Below are 19034 nucleotides of genomic sequence, written 5' to 3'. Positions count from 1 at the left end.
ATTAAATCTTGGAGGTTAATAATGAAAAAACTAGTACCCATCGCCATGTCCAACCGACACATCCATTTGTCGCCAGAGGACTTGGAAACGTTGTTTGGAGCAAATTACGAGTTGACGCCCATGAAGGACTTGTCTCAACCAGGACAATATGCATGTGAAGAAAAAGTGGATGTTTCCGGACCCAAGGGAACCATAAAAGGGGTTCGGATCCTGGGACCCACGAGACCCCAAACCCAATTGGAAATTTCCGTGTCCGACAGTTATGCATTGGGGATCAAACCGCCCGTGCGAGACAGCGGAGACATTGCAGATTCACCCGGCATAAAAATCGATGGTCCCAAAGGTTCTGTGGAAATCGGTCAAGGAGCCATTGTTGCTTCTAGACACATTCATATGCACACGGATGATGCAAAGGAATTCGGACTGAAGGATAAAGACGAGGTTCAAGTGCAAGTAGGCGGGAAGCGTGGACTGATCTTTTCCAACGTATTGGTTCGTGTAAGCGACAAGTATGCCTTGGAGATGCACGTAGATGTAGAAGAAGGCAATGCAGCAGGAGTTTCCAACGGTCAGCTGGTGGAGATCCTATAACTTAATCCTTTCTTAAGCCCTGTTAAAACAGGGCTTTTTTCTTGTAACAAAACTATCAACTGGATATAATAATGGAATAGAATGAAACAAGGACAGGAGGGGTTGCATGCCGGACCCGATAGCTTTTCGAATTTTTGGATTAGAGATCCGATGGTATGGCGTTCTGATATCGGCAGCCATACTAATTGGAATCGCCATAGCAACATATAGAGGAAAGAAAAAGGGGATCATTGCCGACGATATCCTCGACATCGTCCTGGTCAGTGTTCCTGCCGCCATGATTGGTGCCCGTCTTTATTATGTGGTGTTTGAGTGGCAGTATTATATAAAATATCCCCGAGAGATCTTCATGATCTGGGAGGGCGGATTGGCCATTCACGGAGGACTTATTGGTGCTTTTATTGCCGGTTATGTGGTCTGTCGGTTGAAGAAACTTCATTTTTGGACGGTGCTGGATGTATTTGCACCGGCGTTCCCCCTGGGGCAAGCCATTGGAAGATGGGGAAACTTTTTTAACCAGGAAGCCCATGGAAGGGAAACGGATCTGCCTTGGGCGATCACCGTCAATGATCCGGCAAAAGGACTGATCCAGGTACATCCTACTTTCCTTTACGAATCTATATGGAATCTGCTGGTTTTGTTTCTTTTGCTGTATTTCGAGCGGGGAAAAAAGAAAGTGGAGGGCGAACTGATTCTGCTTTATGGCATTTTCTACTCCACAGGACGGTTTTTTATTGAAGGATTGCGTACCGACAGCTTGATGTTCATGAACATGAGGGTGGCACAACTGATCAGTTTTGGGATCATCGTTGTGTGTACCCTGCTGTTAAAAAAACGAAGACGAGATCAAAAATTGCTTTAGAAATAAGAAGAAAACCAACCCGACTGTCAAAGTCGGGTTTTTTTTATAATTATTCTAAAAATCCCAAAATTTATTGTACATAGTGGGGGATAGTGGTATAATGTGGAGTATAGTGGGGATTGAGGTGGGAACATGTTCATTGGCGAGTATCAACATAGCTTGGACGTCAAGGGAAGATTGATCGTACCATCGAAATTTAGAGACAAATTAGGAGAAGTGTTTATCGTTACCAAAGGACTCGATAAATGTCTTTTTGTGTTTCCGGAAGATGAGTGGGAAAAATTCGAGGAGAAACTTCGTACCCTTCCCATTTCCAGCAAAGATGCCCGCGCTTTTTCCCGATTCTTCTTCGCAGGTGCAGCTGAGTGCGCACTGGACAAACAAGGAAGGATCATGATCCCGAATAATCTGCGCGAGTATGCGCAAATAGATAAAGACACCTACGTCATCGGCGTTTCCGGACGATTGGAGATCTGGAGCAAAACCAACTGGGTGGATTACAATCAGGAAGACGATCTTAGTTATGATGCCATTGCTGAAAAAATGGCCATGTTGGGGATATAGGTGAAAACCATGGATTTAAAACATGAAAGCGTTTTATTGGACGAATGCCTGGAAGGTTTGGACATAAAGGCAGATGGCGTTTACATCGACGGTACCCTTGGAGGAGGGGGACACAGCTTGGCCATATGCAGCAAGCTTGGCAAAGAGGGTGTGCTTATCGGCATCGATCAGGATGCATATGCATTGGAGAGAGCGAAACAGCGACTTCTCGGTGTGACTTGTAAAACCGTTTTTGTCCGTGATAATTTTCGAAACATGGCCGCCATCGTGGAACAACACGCACCGGACAAGGTGGATGGCATCTTATTGGATCTGGGTGTGAGTTCTTTCCAATTGGATGATGTGGATCGAGGATTTTCATACCACAACACCGCAAAACTGGACATGCGAATGGACGATCGACAAAGGATCACCGCATACCATGTGGTCAATGAATACGACTTGGCCTCCCTGGAAAAAGTGATTCGACAGTACGGAGAAGAAAAATTCGCAAAAAGGATCGCTTCATTTATAGTAGAAGCACGTTCGAAGAAACCCATTGATACGACGACCCAATTGGCGGAGATCATCAAATCCGCCATTCCTGCAAAATTTCGCCGTGTGGGACCTCATCCGGCAAGAAGAACTTTTCAGGCGATCCGAATCGAAGTCAACCAAGAGCTGGAAATATTGGAACAAACGGTGGAAGATGCAGTAAAGAGTTTGAAAACCGGTGGCAGACTGGCCATCATAACATTCCATTCTCTGGAAGACCGGATCATCAAAAACAAATACAAGAGCTTGCAAAATCCATGCACTTGTCCGCCAGATTTTCCTGTGTGCCGTTGCGGGAAGGAAGCAACCATCAAAATCATAACCCGAAAACCGATCGTGGCAGGACAGGAAGAACTGGAATCCAATGCAAGAGCGAGAAGTGCCAAACTAAGAATTGCAGAAAAAATTTAAATCAAGGGGTGTAGGGTATGGTCATATCCGAGAAAAAACTATATAATTACTATCTGGAAGACGACGATATCGCTATTACGCGCATTCGAAACAAATACGAAAAAAAACAACGGATGAAACCCATGACCAAGGCCAAATGTCTGATGATGGTTTTCGTGCTGTTTTTCATGGGGATGGGTGTATTGTACCAATACTCTCGGATCAATGCTGTAAATCAGGATATCGTTCAAATGGAGAAAGACTTAAAAGAAATTCAGATGATCAACGATTCCAAGGAAGGTCAGATCGTATCCAGTTTGGACTTGAATCATATCGAGAATTATGCAAAAAGCGTGCTGGGCATGGTAGAACCTGCCAGTGACCAATATACGTATCTCGCCATCAACGAAGGAGTACGAACAGCGGAAGGAAATGCTGTAAAAACAGTTTCGGTAGCATCCCAAAGCAAACTGGTTTCTTGGATCGCAAAATTGATCAACTGATATGGAGGTCTGATTATGTCCCTGTATCAACTACGAAGAAAAAAAAGGCTGATTTTTGCCTTTTTTGTTTTTTCAATACTTTTTGTCGTACTTGCAGCAAGACTTACATATATCCAAGCATATCAATCCATGGAATTGTCGGATGCACAGATCAACCAATTAATGGGGGAGATCCCGGTAACGGCGTCCAGAGGAAATATCTATGACCGCAACGGAAATGTGCTGGCCCAGGATGCATCTGCCAGCAGTGTATACGCAAGACCGGATGCATTGGAAGATCCGGAAGCGACCGGAACTTATTTGAGTGAGATCCTCCAGCTCGATTTGGAGGAGACCATCGAAAAATGCAGGGATGAAACTCGCTCCCTGGTATTGATCGCCAGAAAAGTGGACAATGAAAAAGCTTTTTTGATCAAAGACCAACAGATCGCCGGTGTGGAGATCTCGGAAGACAAGAAGCGATATTACACAAATGGAAATTTTGCATCCTATGTCTTGGGATTTACAGGAACGGACCATCAAGGACTTTATGGGATCGAGCGGATCTTTGATCATGATCTGAGAGGTGAAGACGGAGTACTTGTCTATGAAAAAGATGGAAAAAATCAACGTGTCCCTTCCGGATATCAGATCCTGATCCCCGCCAAGCCTGGAAATCATGTCGTCTTGACCTTGGATAGCATCATCCAGCATTATTTGGAGTCTGCTTCGGAGAAGCTGTTGACCGATACTGGTGCAAAACGTGTCATCGCCATTGCCATGGATCCCGGTACAGGAGAGGTACTGGGCATGAGTGCTAATCCGGATTACGACTTGAATGATCCGCGTACGGTGACCCAGGAGATCAAGGATGCCCTGGTCAAGGAGTTGGAAGGGAAAAACCTTGGAGAACAACAACAGATCATGTGGAACAATCCTTCTGTAAGCTACAATTTTGAACCGGGCTCCACTTTCAAGGTGATCACAGGTGCTGCAGCCTTGGAAGAAGGCGTAGTGCGACCGGACAGTGCATTTTACGACGAAGGGTTCATCATGGTGGACGGGGTCCGTATACGCTGCCATATCTATCCCAGAGGCCACGAAAACGAGACGTTCTTGGAAGCCATATCCAATTCATGCAATCCGGTACTGGTGGAGACGATCCTCCGCATGAATCCGGATACGTTTTATCAATATGTATATAATTTTGGATTTGGAGATCGGACCGGGATCCAACTGGACGGAGAACAATACGGGATCGTACCGGTCAATGAGAATATCAACAAGGTGGATTATGCCACCAAATCCTTTGGCCAGGGGATCGGTGTAACGCCGATCCAATTGATCACTGCCTTGTCAGCCATTGTCAATGGCGGCGATTATATCAAACCGACGGTCGTCAAGGAAACAAGATCCAGCGAGACAGAAGAGGTCATTGAATCCTATCTGACCGACGTGTCCAGAAAAATCATATCAAAAAAGACAGCAGACGGGCTTAAAGAAGCAATGGAGAATGTGATTTTGGAATCTGCCTCCATGTCCAGCAAGACCCAAGGGTTTTCCATGGGCGGCAAGACGGGGACAGCGCAGAAGATCGTCGATGGAGCGTATTCCAATGAGCTGTACATAACTTCTTTTTTCGGATTTGCACCAGTGGATGATCCAAAGATCAGTTTGCTTGTGATCGTCGATGAACCGTCGAAAGCATTGACCGGCGGCAGCGTGACAGGATCCAGTACTGCTGGAGTACCGGCCGTGGAAATAATCACCGATATTTTGAAGTACATGAATGTTCCGGTTGGAGATGCGGTTGATTTTGGTCGAACGGACATCGTACCGGATCTTCGAAATCTGGACATTTCCACAGCGAAGGAAATCTTGAACAATCTAGGTGTATCTTATGAGTTGAACGGAACGGACTCCGGCAATGGGATCGGGGTTTTGGATCAAGAGCCAAACCCTGGAGCCAGAATGGAAGAAAACACGAAGATCACTTTGGAAGTGGGACAAATACTTGGTGAAAGTGACGATTTGATTTCTGTTCCCAATGTACTGGACTTGACGGTCCACAATGCATCTGCGATGCTGGAGCAGAGAGGCTTGATCATGGATTTTCAAGGAACAGGCGGTTTTGCTGTAATGCAGGAACCGGAAGCCGGTACTATCGTGCCAAGGGGAAGCATCATTTCCGTCGTCTTTGAACATTTGCCGGATAACGACATTGAGGTGGAAGAATGAAACTAAGCGTACTGTTCCAGAAGGTCCACATGGAATGGTTTCATGGAGATGGGCAAATCGATGCTGCAGGCTTGTGTTATGATTCCAGAACATGTAAAAAAGGAGATGTATTCTTTGCCATTGGCGGATTTCAGGCCGATGGCAATGCCTATATTGAAGATGCTGTTCGTAGAGGGGCAGTAGCTGTCGTTTCAGAAAATAGAAATGCATTGGAGCGTACGGCATCGGAGAATTCCATTCCAGTGATTTTGGTAAAAGATGTTCGAAGAGCCATGAGCGCGGCAGCTGCTTGTTACCATGGATATCCTTCAAATAGAATGAAAGTGATTGGTATAACCGGAACCAACGGAAAAAGCAGCACGGCATTTTTTCTGAAGGAGCTGCTGGAGGATCAAGGTCGAAGAGTTGGAATCATCGGCACTTTGGGGAATTATTTTGAAAACTGGGAAGGCCAAGCCACCCATACCACACCGGAATCCGTGGAGATCCATGGAATACTCAAGGAAATGGCAGATTTGGGGGCGGAGTACTGTCTGATGGAGGTTTCCTCCCACGCGTTGGCCTTGTACCGGGTGGAAGACGTGTCCTTTCATGGCAGTATTTTTACCAACATCAGCCAGGACCACTTGGATTTTCACCATACCATGGAAGAATACTTTATTGCAAAAGAAAAGCTTTTTCGATACAATCAGGTCTATGCAGTCATCAACACGGATGATCCTTATGGTCGCCGGATCCATGAAGGGTTAAAGAAAACGTCGACAAGAGCGATAGGCTTCGGGATGGACATCGGTGGGGAATTTTTGTTGAACATCCATCAGTTGACAGATCAGGGAGGTGTTTTCTCTTTGAAAAGTGGAATGGAATCCATAAAGATCTCCACAAATCAGGTAGGAGCTTTCAACATGTACAATTTGGCCAGTGCCGTGTTGGCAGGCAAAATGGAATCGTTGAAAATCGAAGGGATGATGGAATCGGCGAAAAGGCTGCAGGGCATCCGGGGTCGAATGGAGAAGATCCAAACGGCGGAAGGTTTTGGCGTCATCATCGATTTTGCACATACCCCGGATGGTTTGGAAAAGGTATTGAAAACTTTACGGGAAACATCCCAGGGTCGCATCATCACCGTATTTGGCTGCGGAGGTGACCGGGATCGTCAGAAGCGTCCAGTTATGGGGAGCATCGCTGTGGAAAACAGCGATTTTGTGATCGTCACCTCCGACAATCCCAGAGGAGAAGACCCGTCGGCCATCATTGGAGAGATCGAAGAAGGCATGAAAAAATATATGCATAAATACACAGTGTCAATAGACCGGAAAGACGCCATCGGCAAAGCGCTTAAAATGGCAAAGCCGGAGGATCTGGTTCTGATTGCAGGCAAGGGTCATGAAACGCTTCAAATCATTGGCGACAAGAAACTGCCCTTTGATGAACGTGCCATTGTAAAGGAGTTATTAGATAGCAATGAAACCCATAAAAATTGAGAAAATATGCAATGTAATCAACGGGAGCGCATCTGGTGGGGATCTGGGAAAAGAGATCACCGGCGTCAAGATCGACACCCGTCAAATAAAAGCGGGGGATCTGTTTGTAGCCTTGCCCGGTGAAAAAACAGACGGTCACCTTCATTTGAAATCGGCAAAAGAAGGGGGAGCGTCGGCGGCCCTTTGCCAGCAGCCGGTTGATCCCATTGAAGGATTGACGATCATTCAGGTGGATGACACCATAAAGGCGCTGCAACGACTGGCAAGCTATTATAGAGCTTTGTTCGATGTTCCCGTCATCGCATTGACGGGCAGCAGCGGCAAAACCACCACAAAAAATATCCTGGTTGAGGTTTTGTCCCAGAAGTACAAAACCATCGGCACTCGTGGAAACAAGAACAATCACATCGGCATGCCCTTGATGGTATTCGACATGGACGATGATACAGAAGTCGCGGTCTTCGAAATGGGAATGAGCGGATTTGGAGAGATCGAAACCTTGGTTCAGATCGCAAAACCGGATTATGCCATCATCACCAATATCGGGACTGCCCATATGGAACAGTTGGGGAGCAGGGAAAATATTTTAAAAGCAAAAGCGGAGATTCTTTCCACACTGGGACCGGATCAAACGGCTCTTGTCAACGGCGATGACCCATATCTGCGACAATTGCCGCCTGGAAAGTATCACGCCTGTCTATTTGGTCTGGAGGGGGAGGACCTGGACTGGACATGTACGAGTTATGAAATGGACGCCATCAGTCTGACCATGACGGTAAGAGAAAAGGATCAAGATCAAGAGGACATCTACTTTTTCACACTTCCCGGAAGACACAATGTGTACAATTGTCTGGTCGGTATCGCCATAGGCAGGATGATGGGTCTATCAAAGGAAGAAATTCAGACAGGGTTGAACGCTTTTGTTCCCATGGACAACCGGATGGAGATCCAAACCATGGGATCCCGGATCCTTATCGACGACTCGTATAATGCAAATCCCCAGTCCATGGAAAGTGCACTGGATGTGCTGGCATTGTACAAAGGGCCGGCTCCCACCATTGCCATATTGGGGGATATGTTGGAGATGGGACCGGAAGGGCCGGATTACCATCGAAAAGTAGGAGCGTATCTGGCCGACCAAGGGATCGACTACCTATTTGCATATGGTCAAGCCGCATTGTATTATGTAGAAGGGGCATTGACCCTGGGATTGAAAAGCGATCATGCAAAATATTTTTCAACACGAGATGACCTTCTGAAATCGTTACTGCCATTTTGGAGACAGGCGGGAGTGTTTTTGGTCAAGGGATCTCGGGGAATGAAGTTGGATGAAGTGGTAAAGATTATGAAAGAGAAGGAAGAGTAAATGACGCAATATATTTGGAGTGGACTTCTTGGTTTGGCATTGTCCCTGGTTATGGGACCAATGGTGTTGCCCTTGCTTCGAAAATGGAAATTCGGGCAAACCATACGGGAAGAAGGACCCCAACGGCATTTGGCAAAAAGCGGTACGCCTACCATGGGGGGGATCGTATTTATTTTGGGAGCGCTGATCCCGACAGCGATCCTGGCTGCAAAAGACTATCGATTGGCGATCGTGGTATTGTCTTTTGTAGGATTCGGGGCCATCGGATTCATTGACGACTACATAAAAGTAGTGCTAAAGCGCAATTTGGGACTTCGTGCCTGGCAAAAGATCGCATTTCAACTGGTATTGGCTATCGTCATTTCCATCATCGGCTATTCGAAAGTCGGTTCGACCATCATGATCCCTTTCGTGGAGCGATCCTGGGATCTTGGATTCTGGTACATACCCTTTCAAGTTTTTGTTGTTTTGTCTTTTGTCAATGCCGTGAACTTGACCGACGGTCTGGATGGACTGGCGGCGGGTGTTTCTATTTTTGCGTTTCTGATATTCCTTGTCATGGGGCTGGTTTTTGAATGGTCCACCATCGGCGTTTTTGCAGCCGCTTTGGTTGGAGCACTAGGAGGATTTTTACGGATCAACATACATCCGGCGAAAGTATTCATGGGGGATACCGGATCCATGGCTTTAGGCGGCGGGCTTTGTGCATTGATCGTCTTGTCTGGCGCGCCTTTGGTCCTGCTCATTGGAGGTGGTGTGTTTTTTCTGGAAACCCTTTCCGTGGCGATCCAGGTGCTGTACTTTAAAGCCACCAAAGGCAAGCGGATCTTTAAAATGACGCCGATCCATCATCATTTCGAGTTGTCTGGATGGGGCGAATGGAAAGTCGTATTGGTATTTTGGACAGCAGCTGCGCTGTTTGGTCTACTGGCTATTGCCAGCGTATTGTGACACCTGGAGGTGCAATGGAAGTGAAACTGATCATTGGCATGGGAAAAAGTGGACTGGCTTGCGCAAAAAAAATGCTGGAGATGGGACATGACATCGTGGTCTACGATAAAAATGCGAGAAAAGTTATCCGTCAGTCGGAATGGGAAGATGTGGCAAAAAAATGGAAAATTCGTCTCCTAGAAGATGATTGGAAGCTGAAAGATGTTGAGGCCGTGGATGAAGCCATCATCAGTCCGGGAGTTCCGACAGATCTTCCTTTAGTAGATGTCGTGCGACAACTGGGGATCCCTATCGTAGGGGAAATCGAGTTGGCATATCGTTTTATCAAGGCGCCCATGGTTGGGATCACAGGGACCAATGGAAAAACCACGACGACCACCCTGGTATATGAAATTTTCAAAGAAAGCGGCTCCAGTGTGTATTTGGCGGGTAACATCGGATATCCATTGATGGATCTGGTGGATCTTGTAGACGAGGATGATCTTGTTGTTGTGGAATTATCCAGTTTTCAACTGGAATCCATCGATGACTTTCGGGTGAAATTGGGAATGATCTTGAACATCACACCAGATCACTTGGATCGGCATCATACCATGGATGCTTATATCGACGCAAAAATGAATATTTTTAAAAACTGTGACTCAATGGATTTTGCATTGCTCAACCGGGAAGATCCTCTGATCCAAAAGGCATCGGTAAACTTGAAGTGCAGGATCCTCTATTTCAGTACAAAAGGACCGGTGAAGGATGGTGCATTCGTTGCAGGAGAGCGGATCATGCTATCCAGGGACAACGAAACGCTGGATTTGATGGGGTTGAATGAATTGAAGGTTCCGGGAATACATAACGTACAAAATATTTTAGCTGCGGCTGCAGGTGCTTTTTTCATGGGTGTCCCGGTCGGACATATTCGATCGGCCATTCGCAAATTTGGCGGCGTGGAACATCGAATCGAATATGTGGGCAGCCGAAACGGCGTTTTCTATTACAATGATTCCAAAGGAACCAATACGGATGCAGGTATCATTGCATTAAAAGCCATGAATGCTCCAGTTGTGTTGATCGCCGGCGGATATGACAAAAATGCAGATTACAAGGAATGGATCCAGCAGTTTCACGGAAGGGTCAAAAAGGTTTTTTTGATCGGAGAAACAGCAGCCAAAATCAAGGAACAAGCGCTCCAATTGGATTTTACAGACGTGGAAATATGTTCTTCTCTGGAGGAAGCGGTAAAAAGAAGTGCACAGACTGCCCAAACGGGTGACGCAGTATTGTTGTCTCCGGCCTGTGCCAGTTGGGACATGTTCGAAAACTACGAAGTGCGGGGAACCCGCTTTAAGGAACTGGTGGAACAATTGTAAAGGGAAGCAGTGCAGGTGACGAATATGAACGCAGAGAAAAAAAAGAAAAAATTGTATTCCGGCGATTTCTGGATCACTTTTTGCATCATAGCGTTGACTGGAATCGGCGTCATCATGGTTTTCAGCGCCAGCATCTATCAATCCGGCGCCATTTACAACGATCAGTACACGATCTTCCAAAAGCAGTTTGGATATGCATTGGCAGGTCTTTTTGTCATGTTTGCAGCTTCCATGATCCCCTACAAAATATATCAGCGATATGCCACCATTCTACTGGTGATCTCTTTTGTTTCCCTGGTGTTGGTATTCGTTCCAGGGATCGGTCATTATTCCAACGGGGCCTATCGTTGGATCAAGATCTTCGGATTTACATTGCAGACATCAGAGATCGCCAAAATTGCGGTCATCATTTATATGGCTGCTTCCTTGACAAAAATCAAAGATCAGGTGCGTAGCTTCAAGGTCGGATTTTTACCGTATCTCCTGCTGATGGGAGCCTTCAGCGGCATCATAGCCAAACAACCAAATCTTAGTACGGCCATTATTATCGCAGGTCTGATCCTGGCCATGCTTTTTGCTGCAGGAGGAAACTTGTTTCATTTGATCGGCCTGTTGGTGGGGATCGGAATGACGGCGGTCTACCAGATCCTATTTACCTGGAGAAGAGACCGGTGGGATGACTTTTTGTCTGCAGAATCCAACGCCATGGGTACGGGATGGCAGCCAAGACAATCTATTTTGGCGCTGGGTTCCGGAGGCGTTTTTGGACAGGGTTTGGGAAATGGCAAGCAAAAAATGTTTTTTTTGCCGGAACCCCAAAACGATTTTATTTTTGCTCATATAGGAGAAGAGCTGGGTCTGATCGGTACCCTGGTCATTCTCATACTGTTTCTGATACTGATCTGGCGGGGGATCAAGGTATCCATGGATGCGCCGGACACATTCAGTTCCCTGCTGGCTTTTGGTTTGGTAGTATTGGTGGGACTGCAGGTGATCATCAACGTGGCAGTCGTTACCAAGCTGATCCCCGTAACCGGGATCTCGTTGCCATTTATAAGTGCCGGCGGATCTTCTGTTGTTTTTCTCATGGGAGGAATGGGTATCTTATTAAATATCTCGAAGCATATAACGCCGAAAAGGAGCAGGTTATGAAAATTTTGATTGGTGCCGGTGGAACCGGTGGACATATTTATCCTGGTTTGGCATTGGCCGATATGTTGAAAGAAAAATATCCCGAAGCAGACATTCGGTTTGTAGGGACGGATCGGGGTATGGAAACGACGATCGTGCCCAATGCCGGATATCCCCTGGAAACCATTCGAGTGAAGGGGTTTGAACGCAAAATCTCTATGGGGACCGTTCAAAGCATCAAGGAATTGCTCCTGGGTATGGGAGATGCCAGAAAACTCTTGAGATCCTTCGACCCGGATTTGGTTATTGGCATGGGTGGCTACGTCTGCGGACCCTTGTTGCTGTTGGCTGCCCGAAAGAACATCCCTACGGTCATACATGAGCAAAATGCATATCCTGGAGCGACAAATCGGCTGTTATCCAGGTTCGTTGATAAGATCGGTGTGAGTTTTCCGGAGGCGACGAAGTGGTTTCCTCAAGAAGAAAAAGTTTTTTTGTGTGGAAATCCAGTGCGGAAAGCCTTTTTTCAGGGCGACCGAAAAACTTTGAGGGAAAAATACGGTTATGGAGCCGATGATTTCATCGTTTTATCCGTCGGCGGCAGTTTGGGAGCGACTACCTTAAACAATGCAGTGATGTATTGGTTGACAAATCCACCGGATGATCCCAGTATCCGATTGATCCACATCACCGGCAAACAGCGTTATGATGACTTTTATCAATCAATGTTGGATAAGGGATTGGATCCAGACAAGTCGAATTGGTGTAAGATACTAAGCTACTCCGACGTGATGCACGAGATCATGGCCTTGTCGGATGTGGCCGTGTCCAGGGCGGGTGCCATGAGTGTTGCGGAGATCGCTGCTTCTGGAATACCGGCCATTTTTGTGCCTTATCCACATGCGACAGGGAACCACCAGGAATTCAACGCCAAGAGCATTACGGAAAAAGGCGGTGGAGCATTGATCCTGGATGCCGACCTGAAAGAAGAGCCGTTCCTGCTGAAGAACCAACTGGAAGAGTGGGCAAAACATCCGGAACAATTGATAGAAATGAAGGCAAATGTGGAAAAAGTGGCGGTGGAGGGAGCAGAAGAACTGTTTTACCATGCTATAAAACCATTGCTGGAGCGAGGACAGCATGAGCGTTGACGGTTCCCAGCGAAGGAAGGAAGCCAGGATCAAGAAAAGAAGAAATGTCATCCGATTTTTGATCGTCTCCCTTGTTTTGGTTGGGATGGGTTGTCTTGTTTTTTTGACGGATATTTTTTTAGTGAGATCCATTGAATTTATAGATTACGAATATTTGGAAGAAAATCAATTGCTGGAACGATCTGAACTAAGGGTGGGAGAGCATATCCTCATGATGGATACAGGGCAGGCGGCAAAAAATCTGAACCAGCTGGGATATGTCAAAAACACAAGCATCGTACGCGTTTTTCCAAATCGGATCAAAGTATACATTACTCCACGAGAACCGGCAGCAATATTGAAATGGACGGAAGGGTACGCATACATCGACATGGATGGAGTGGTGGCGGAAAAAACGAAAAGTCCGGATCGATGGGACCTGGTATGGATCACTGGATTGGAGGCCATCGTCAGCAAGGTGGACGAGACGGACCCTTTTCAAACGACACCGTCCTGGTTGGGGAAAGATGTCCTGGCAGCGCTTAAGATCCTTCAAAAGGAAGACTTGCTGACTTTCGTTGCAGAGATCAATGTGACGGAAGACGGCCAATTGCATTTGTATACTAAAGGGGAAAGTCTGATCAAAACGGCAGGCAGTGAGAATATGAAATCAAAAATTGACTTTTTGTTTACATACCTGAGAGAAAAAGATGATAGAATGGTAATTGATCTAACCCATGGGGGGAACCCCACTTTTACACCCAGGTGATGAAGGAGAGAAATAATTGAAAAAATTCATAGGAAGACCGGAAATAGCCATCATATGTGCCATAATAGGGATCATGCTGGCCACCCAACTGCAAACCATCGGGAACATGGGCGGTTTGGTCAGTACACAAAGGGCGGATGAACTGCTGGTCGAGTTGAATCAAGTAAAAAAAGAAAACCAGGAATTATCTTCCAGAGCTTCCGTTTTAGAAACGGAGATCCGGGACTTTGAAGCACTGGCTGCCGACAATAATCGATACATCGAGAAGCTCCTATCCGATGTAAACAATGCAAAACTTTATTCCGGACAAACGGAAGTGTCTGGACCGGGGATCCAAATAACACTGGATTACGAAAGCGTTGAAAACGATGGCTTCGACCCATTTCTATACAATTCGGAATTATTGCTGTTGATGGTCAATGAACTAAATGCAGCAGGAGCAGAAGCCATCTCCATCAACGGAGAGCGGATCATCAGTACGTCGGAGATCCGATTGGCGGGAAGCCACATCAACATCAACGGAAAAAAACACTCCAGGCCTTTTGTTTTCAAGGTGATCGGTGATACAAAAACCCTTCGTTCCGCTGTACTGATAAGGGCGGGGATCGCCGACATCATGCGTGCCAATTACATCAGCGTATCCATTGAGGATGTTCCTGATTTGGTCGTGGAAGCATATCAAAGCGCCATTGTTTATCGATATGCCAAACCAGTGGAAAGGGAATGAGAAGGATGAAGTGGAATAGGACGAAATTTTTCCTGTTTTTCATCTTTGCGTTTTTGGGCATCTTCATCTCTGTATTTTTCATGAATACCACCAGGGAAAGGGAAGGTTGGACTGGGATCGTTACGGCAAAAACCATCCATAGTTTTCAAAACGAAATCAATCAGTATAAGCTTCGAAATGAAGAATTGGAACAAAAAGTTGATGAACTGCAAAGTCGACTGGACAGTTACCAGGTGGAAGAACCGGATTATGATGCATTGGAAAATGAATTGTACAACGAATTGTCTAAATATGATATAATTACAGGAAAGTTGGATGTCGCAGGCCAGGGTGTTCGCATCGAATTGGCCGACAGCACCCGGATCTTGGAACCGGGGGAGAACATCAACAATTTCATCATCCACAACAGTGATGTTTTGGAAATCATCAACGAGTTGAAAACAAATGGGGCTGAAATCATTGCGATCAACGGATATCGTCTGACGTGGGATTCGAAGATCGATTGTGCAGGACCAGTAATTTATGTGGATGACTTTGTTGCCGGTACTCCATTCATCATCGAAGCCATTGGCGACAAGGAGAAGCTGTACGCTGGCTTGGAATCCCAGGACAGCATCGTTCAACTGCTCCGACACTGGGACATCATGGTGAAAGTTGCGGAGAAAGACCGGATCGTTATCGCCAGCAGAGACAATTTGTAATGTTTGGAAAGGGGATCGACCCGTAATGATTTTGGCTGTATTGGGATTGGCATTGGGGATTTTGATCGGATTTGTTTTGCCCATCGACCTTCCGGCTTCGTACACTTCCTACATGTCTATTGCCTTGTTGGCATCTTTGGATTCAGTATTTGGTGGTTTGCGGGCGGAAATGGAAGACAAATTCGACACACATATTTTTGTTTCCGGGTTTTTCGGAAATGTTTTGATCGCTACGTTTTTGGCTTATTTTGGAGACCGGGTGGGCATTCCCTTATATTATGCGGCGATTTTCACATTTGGTACCAGAATGTTCCAAAATTTTGCAATCATAAGACGAATCATGCTGAAGCGATTGGAAGAGAGATATCATCGATGATGCACAAATAATTTTCCGGGAGGTATGAAATTGTTACAATTTGATATGGAGTTTGAACAGTTTGCATCAATCAAAGTAATTGGTGTAGGCGGTGGAGGAAACAATGCGGTAAACAGAATGATCGAATCTGGACTAAAAGGGGTCAGTTTTGCCGTGATCAATACGGACAATCAAGCACTGACTTTGTCTTTGGCCCAGGAAAGAATTCAAATTGGAGAAAAAACAACGGCAGGGTTGGGCGCAGGTGCAAACCCGGAAATCGGCCAAAAATCTGCGGAAGAAAGCGAAGATAAATTGCGTGAATCCATCAAAGGGACGGATCTGCTTTTTGTTACGGCTGGAATGGGCGGAGGCACCGGTACAGGAGCGGCCCCCATTGTTGCAAAAGTTGCGAAAGAGATGGGTGTCCTGACGGTGGGGGTTGTAACCAAACCCTTTTCTTTTGAGGGGAAAGTTCGAATGAACAACGCGGTATTGGGTATCAAGTTGCTCAGCGAAAATGTGGATGCCCTGGTCACCATTCCCAACGATCGGTTGTTGCAATTGGCAGACAAGACCACTTCTTTAAGGGATGCGTTTAAAATGGCGGACAACGTTCTTTTGCAGGGTGTTCGAGGCATCTCCGATCTTATTGCCATCCCGGGATTGGTCAGTTTGGACTTTGCCGACGTCAAGACGATCATGAAAGATACCGGATTGGCCCACATGGGCGTCGGTGTTGCTTCCGGTGAAAACAAAGCAGTGGAGGCAGCAAAACAGGCGATCCATAGTCCTTTGCTGGAAACACAGATCGATGGGGCAACCGGGGTATTGTTGAATATTACCGGAGGTTCCAATTTGACCTTGTTTGAAGTGGACCAAGCGGCGGAAATCGCCAGAGAGGCAGCAGATCCGGACGCAAACGTGATTTTTGGTGCAGCCATCGACGAAAGCATGGAAGACGAAATCAAGATCACTGTCATTGCCACCGGGTTTTCGGAGAAAACGACAGAAGCGTATCGTCCTCAGGCACCAACAGCTAAAAAACCGGAAAACGCCAATCATTTTGACCAGTTTGACATACCAAACTTTTTAAAGCGAAACAAGTGATCTAGGAGGAGCCCTATTGAAATGTCCCTATTGCAGCCACATGGAAAGTAAAGTAGTTGACAGCAGACCAACGGAAGAAGGCAATGTGATTCGACGCCGGAGGGAATGTTTCTCCTGCGCCAAGCGTTTTACGACATATGAAAAAGTAGAAGACATTCCGTTGATGGTTGTTAAAAAGGGAGGGCATCGGGAGCCTTTCGACCGAAATAAAATCATGAACGGCATTTTGCGGGCCTGTGAAAAAAGGCCGGTATCCATCAGCCAGATCGAGACCATCGTCAATGCCATTGAAACGGAAGTATACCAATCTTCGGATCGGGAAGTTCAATCCAAAGAGATCGGTGAAAAAATCATGATGCACTTGAAAGATCTTGATGAGGTGGCCTATGTCCGTTTTGCATCGGTGTATCGCCAATTCAAAGATCTGAATACCTTCATGGAAGAATTGAATAAACTCATAAAAGAAAACAACCCTGTTTAGACAGGGTTTTTTCATAGGAGGAATACCGAATATGTTTAGGGAAGAGACCATAAGCAGTGAAATCAAATACAAAGGGATCATTGTAGACCTTCATATCAAAGATGTTCGCCTTCCCAATGGGAAGATGGCCAAACGAGAAATCGTGACCCATCCTGGAGCCAGTGCGGTTCTTGCATTGGATGAAGGTGAACTGATATTGATCCGCCAATTCCGAAAGCCGGTGGAGACGGAGTTGCTGGAGATCCCTGCCGGAAAACTGGATCCGGGAGAAGATCCAAAAGATTGTGCTTTTCGGGAACTGGAAGAAGAAACGGGATATCGGGCCCTGTCCATGGAAAAAGTAGGTTTGATCCACACATCCCCGGGCTTTTCCAATGAAGTGATCCATCTTTATTTTACCGATGACCTGATCGAAGGAACGCTGAACAGGGATGAAGACGAGTTTATGGGCGTAGAACGGATCCCATTGAAAGAACTGTCTTCTTATTTGGTGGAAGGAAAGATCACCGATGCAAAAACGTTGGCGGCATTGTCCTTTTGTCAGGATCGATTGTCGGGATCGAAAAAGGGAGGAGACCAAGAATGACAAAACGTGTGATATGGCTCATTATAGATAGTGTAGGCATCGGAGAAGCTCCGGATGCCGGGCTGTACGGCGATGAAGGAAGCAATACTTTGGAGCACCTGTATCGAGATCACAGCGGCTTGACCCTGCCCACCATGGAGAGTCTGGGCATGGGACATATCGATGGTGTAAGCCGCATCCCCAAGGTGGATGCCCCATTGGGAGCCTATGGGAAAGCCGCAGAAGCGTCTCCCGGCAAGGACACCACTACCGGACATTGGGAGATGGCCGGGATCGTCTTGAAAAAACCTTTTCCGGTTTTTCCGGAAGGATTCCCGGAAGGATTCATCCAGGCATTTGAAAAGAAAATAGGAAGACGGATCCTGGGCAATGTGGTGGCCAGCGGCACGCAAATAATCCAGGAACTGGGCGATCGCCATGTGGAAACCGGTTCTCCCATCGTATATACTTCTGCGGACAGTGTTTTTCAAATAGCCGCTCATGAAGAAGTGATCCCTTTAGAAGAACTTTATGCCATCTGTGAGACGGCCAGACAAATGTTTGTAGATGACCTGGCTGTGGGCCGTGTCATTGCCAGACCCTTCCTTGGAAATACAGAAGAGGGGTTTGAACGAACGTCCAACCGAAGGGATTTTTCTTTATTCCCATTACACGAAACCATTTTGAACAAGATCCAGCAAAAGGGATTGAAAGTGTTTGGGGTTGGAAAGATCAATGACATTTTCAGCGGATACGGGATCGATGAATACGTAAAAATGAAAGACAACAAAGATGGCATGGAAAAAACCATGGAGGCCATGGAGCGGGTAAAAGAAGGTCTTATATACACCAACCTGGTGGACTTTGACATGATATACGGACATCGCAATGATGTGGAAGGCTATGGGCATGCATTGATGGAATTCGATGCTGACTTGAAAAATCTTATGGAGCACATGGAAGATAAAGATGTGCTGATCGTTAACGCAGATCACGGTTGTGATCCGACTACGGAAAGTACGGACCACAGTCGGGAGTATATACCCATTTTGATATACGGAAAAGAGATCCCCGGCAGGAATTTGGGTGTGCGATCCAGTTTCGCAGATATCGGGCAGACCGTTGGAGAGCTGCTGGGAACAGACCCCATACCAAACGGCATCAGCTTTGCGGAGGATCTCCAGTAAAAAGGTTGCTCGATGCAACCTTTTTTTTATGGAAAGATAATGGTATAATGATGTA

At 46.3% G+C, this 19034-nt stretch carries 20 protein-coding genes; all 20 read left to right on the top strand.

What is annotated here, in order from left to right:
- The first annotated feature begins 21 nt into the window (after nt 1–21).
- The 20 genes from pduL (at nt 22) to J0B03_RS02195 (ending at nt 18979) form a co-directional block, all read left to right on the top strand.
- The gene (gene pduL, locus J0B03_RS02290; protein ID WP_207300271.1) at nt 22–591 is read left to right on the top strand and encodes a phosphate propanoyltransferase; all 570 of its coding nucleotides are present in this window, start codon (nt 22–24) and stop codon (nt 589–591) included.
- Nucleotides 592–697: 106 nt separating this feature from the next.
- The gene (lgt, locus tag J0B03_RS02285; protein ID WP_207300270.1) at nt 698–1453 is read left to right on the top strand and encodes a prolipoprotein diacylglyceryl transferase; all 756 of its coding nucleotides are present in this window, start codon (nt 698–700) and stop codon (nt 1451–1453) included.
- Nucleotides 1454–1585: 132 nt separating this feature from the next.
- Nucleotides 1586–2017 (top strand): division/cell wall cluster transcriptional repressor MraZ, encoded by a 432-nt coding sequence (gene mraZ, locus J0B03_RS02280; RefSeq protein ID WP_207300269.1) that lies wholly within the window; start codon nt 1586–1588, stop codon nt 2015–2017.
- Nucleotides 2018–2026: 9 nt separating this feature from the next.
- A complete protein-coding gene (gene rsmH, locus J0B03_RS02275; protein WP_207300268.1) occupies nt 2027–2962 on the top strand; it encodes a 16S rRNA (cytosine(1402)-N(4))-methyltransferase RsmH in 936 nt (311 codons plus the stop codon).
- 17 nt (nt 2963–2979) lie between these two features.
- Nucleotides 2980–3444: a septum formation initiator family protein gene (locus tag J0B03_RS02270; protein WP_207300267.1), complete on the top strand. Its 465-nt coding sequence runs from the start codon at nt 2980–2982 to the stop codon at nt 3442–3444.
- 15 nt (nt 3445–3459) lie between these two features.
- Nucleotides 3460–5661 carry a penicillin-binding transpeptidase domain-containing protein gene (locus tag J0B03_RS02265; protein ID WP_207300266.1) on the top strand — a complete coding sequence of 734 codons (2202 nt, stop codon included), beginning with the start codon at nt 3460–3462 and terminating at the stop codon, nt 5659–5661.
- On the top strand, nt 5658–7145 hold the full coding sequence (locus J0B03_RS02260) for a UDP-N-acetylmuramoyl-L-alanyl-D-glutamate--2,6-diaminopimelate ligase (RefSeq protein WP_207300265.1): 1488 nt from the start codon (nt 5658–5660) through the stop codon (nt 7143–7145). Before J0B03_RS02265 ends, J0B03_RS02260 begins: the two co-directional genes overlap by 4 nt.
- Nucleotides 7126–8511 (top strand): UDP-N-acetylmuramoyl-tripeptide--D-alanyl-D-alanine ligase, encoded by a 1386-nt coding sequence (locus J0B03_RS02255; RefSeq protein WP_207300264.1) that lies wholly within the window; start codon nt 7126–7128, stop codon nt 8509–8511. The genes J0B03_RS02260 and J0B03_RS02255 overlap by 20 nt, the downstream gene beginning before the upstream one ends.
- Entirely contained in the window at nt 8512–9462 is a 951-nt protein-coding gene (gene mraY / locus J0B03_RS02250; RefSeq protein WP_207300263.1) for a phospho-N-acetylmuramoyl-pentapeptide-transferase, read from the top strand.
- Nucleotides 9390–10823 carry a UDP-N-acetylmuramoyl-L-alanine--D-glutamate ligase gene (gene murD / locus J0B03_RS02245; RefSeq protein ID WP_207300262.1) on the top strand — a complete coding sequence of 478 codons (1434 nt, stop codon included), beginning with the start codon at nt 9390–9392 and terminating at the stop codon, nt 10821–10823. The genes mraY and murD overlap by 73 nt, the downstream gene beginning before the upstream one ends.
- Before the next feature lie 24 nt (nt 10824–10847).
- Nucleotides 10848–11975 (top strand): putative lipid II flippase FtsW, encoded by a 1128-nt coding sequence (gene ftsW / locus J0B03_RS02240; RefSeq protein ID WP_207300261.1) that lies wholly within the window; start codon nt 10848–10850, stop codon nt 11973–11975.
- Nucleotides 11972–13105, top strand: coding sequence for an undecaprenyldiphospho-muramoylpentapeptide beta-N-acetylglucosaminyltransferase (murG, locus tag J0B03_RS02235; protein WP_207300260.1), 1134 nt, complete (start codon nt 11972–11974; stop codon nt 13103–13105). Before ftsW ends, murG begins: the two co-directional genes overlap by 4 nt.
- Entirely contained in the window at nt 13095–13853 is a 759-nt protein-coding gene (locus J0B03_RS02230) for a cell division protein FtsQ/DivIB (RefSeq protein WP_207300259.1), read from the top strand. The genes murG and J0B03_RS02230 overlap by 11 nt, the downstream gene beginning before the upstream one ends.
- 16 nt (nt 13854–13869) lie before the next feature.
- On the top strand, nt 13870–14580 hold the full coding sequence (locus J0B03_RS02225) for a DUF881 domain-containing protein (protein WP_207300258.1): 711 nt from the start codon (nt 13870–13872) through the stop codon (nt 14578–14580).
- A 5-nt stretch (nt 14581–14585) separates the two neighbouring features.
- Nucleotides 14586–15281 (top strand): DUF881 domain-containing protein, encoded by a 696-nt coding sequence (locus J0B03_RS02220; RefSeq protein ID WP_207300257.1) that lies wholly within the window; start codon nt 14586–14588, stop codon nt 15279–15281.
- A gap of 25 nt (nt 15282–15306) precedes the next feature.
- Nucleotides 15307–15657 carry a small basic family protein gene (locus J0B03_RS02215; RefSeq protein ID WP_207300256.1) on the top strand — a complete coding sequence of 117 codons (351 nt, stop codon included), beginning with the start codon at nt 15307–15309 and terminating at the stop codon, nt 15655–15657.
- 30 nt (nt 15658–15687) lie between these two features.
- Nucleotides 15688–16746 carry a cell division protein FtsZ gene (ftsZ, locus tag J0B03_RS02210; RefSeq protein WP_207300255.1) on the top strand — a complete coding sequence of 353 codons (1059 nt, stop codon included), beginning with the start codon at nt 15688–15690 and terminating at the stop codon, nt 16744–16746.
- Nucleotides 16747–16762: 16 nt separating this feature from the next.
- Nucleotides 16763–17227 carry a transcriptional regulator NrdR gene (nrdR, locus tag J0B03_RS02205; RefSeq protein WP_207300254.1) on the top strand — a complete coding sequence of 155 codons (465 nt, stop codon included), beginning with the start codon at nt 16763–16765 and terminating at the stop codon, nt 17225–17227.
- A 31-nt stretch (nt 17228–17258) separates the two neighbouring features.
- Complete coding sequence (locus J0B03_RS02200; RefSeq protein WP_207300253.1) at nt 17259–17813, top strand: NUDIX domain-containing protein; 555 nt, start codon at nt 17259–17261, stop codon at nt 17811–17813.
- Entirely contained in the window at nt 17810–18979 is a 1170-nt protein-coding gene (locus tag J0B03_RS02195) for a phosphopentomutase (RefSeq protein ID WP_207300252.1), read from the top strand. The genes J0B03_RS02200 and J0B03_RS02195 overlap by 4 nt, the downstream gene beginning before the upstream one ends.
- The last annotated feature ends 55 nt before the right edge of the window (nt 18980–19034 follow it).

The sequence above is a fragment of the Alkalibacter rhizosphaerae genome (genome assembly GCF_017352215.1).
Lineage (GTDB): Bacteria > Bacillota > Clostridia > Eubacteriales > Alkalibacteraceae > Alkalibacter > Alkalibacter rhizosphaerae.
This window is presented reverse-complemented; position numbering and strand designations above follow the sequence as displayed.

Bases quoted from the DNA above. Each gene is read 5' to 3' on its own strand.
- pduL (WP_207300271.1), top strand. From the start codon at position 22: ATGAAAAAACTAGTACCCATCGCCATGTCCAACCGACACATCCATTTG.
- lgt (WP_207300270.1), top strand. From the start codon at position 698: ATGCCGGACCCGATAGCTTTTCGAATTTTTGGATTAGAGATCCGATGG.
- mraZ (WP_207300269.1), top strand. From the start codon at position 1,586: ATGTTCATTGGCGAGTATCAACATAGCTTGGACGTCAAGGGAAGATTG.
- rsmH (WP_207300268.1), top strand. From the start codon at position 2,027: ATGGATTTAAAACATGAAAGCGTTTTATTGGACGAATGCCTGGAAGGT.
- J0B03_RS02270 (WP_207300267.1), top strand. From the start codon at position 2,980: ATGGTCATATCCGAGAAAAAACTATATAATTACTATCTGGAAGACGAC.
- J0B03_RS02265 (WP_207300266.1), top strand. From the start codon at position 3,460: ATGTCCCTGTATCAACTACGAAGAAAAAAAAGGCTGATTTTTGCCTTT.
- J0B03_RS02260 (WP_207300265.1), top strand. From the start codon at position 5,658: ATGAAACTAAGCGTACTGTTCCAGAAGGTCCACATGGAATGGTTTCAT.
- J0B03_RS02255 (WP_207300264.1), top strand. From the start codon at position 7,126: ATGAAACCCATAAAAATTGAGAAAATATGCAATGTAATCAACGGGAGC.
- mraY (WP_207300263.1), top strand. From the start codon at position 8,512: ATGACGCAATATATTTGGAGTGGACTTCTTGGTTTGGCATTGTCCCTG.
- murD (WP_207300262.1), top strand. From the start codon at position 9,390: ATGGAAAGTCGTATTGGTATTTTGGACAGCAGCTGCGCTGTTTGGTCT.
- ftsW (WP_207300261.1), top strand. From the start codon at position 10,848: ATGAACGCAGAGAAAAAAAAGAAAAAATTGTATTCCGGCGATTTCTGG.
- murG (WP_207300260.1), top strand. From the start codon at position 11,972: ATGAAAATTTTGATTGGTGCCGGTGGAACCGGTGGACATATTTATCCT.
- J0B03_RS02230 (WP_207300259.1), top strand. From the start codon at position 13,095: ATGAGCGTTGACGGTTCCCAGCGAAGGAAGGAAGCCAGGATCAAGAAA.
- J0B03_RS02220 (WP_207300257.1), top strand. From the start codon at position 14,586: ATGAAGTGGAATAGGACGAAATTTTTCCTGTTTTTCATCTTTGCGTTT.
- J0B03_RS02215 (WP_207300256.1), top strand. From the start codon at position 15,307: ATGATTTTGGCTGTATTGGGATTGGCATTGGGGATTTTGATCGGATTT.
- J0B03_RS02200 (WP_207300253.1), top strand. From the start codon at position 17,259: ATGTTTAGGGAAGAGACCATAAGCAGTGAAATCAAATACAAAGGGATC.
- J0B03_RS02195 (WP_207300252.1), top strand. From the start codon at position 17,810: ATGACAAAACGTGTGATATGGCTCATTATAGATAGTGTAGGCATCGGA.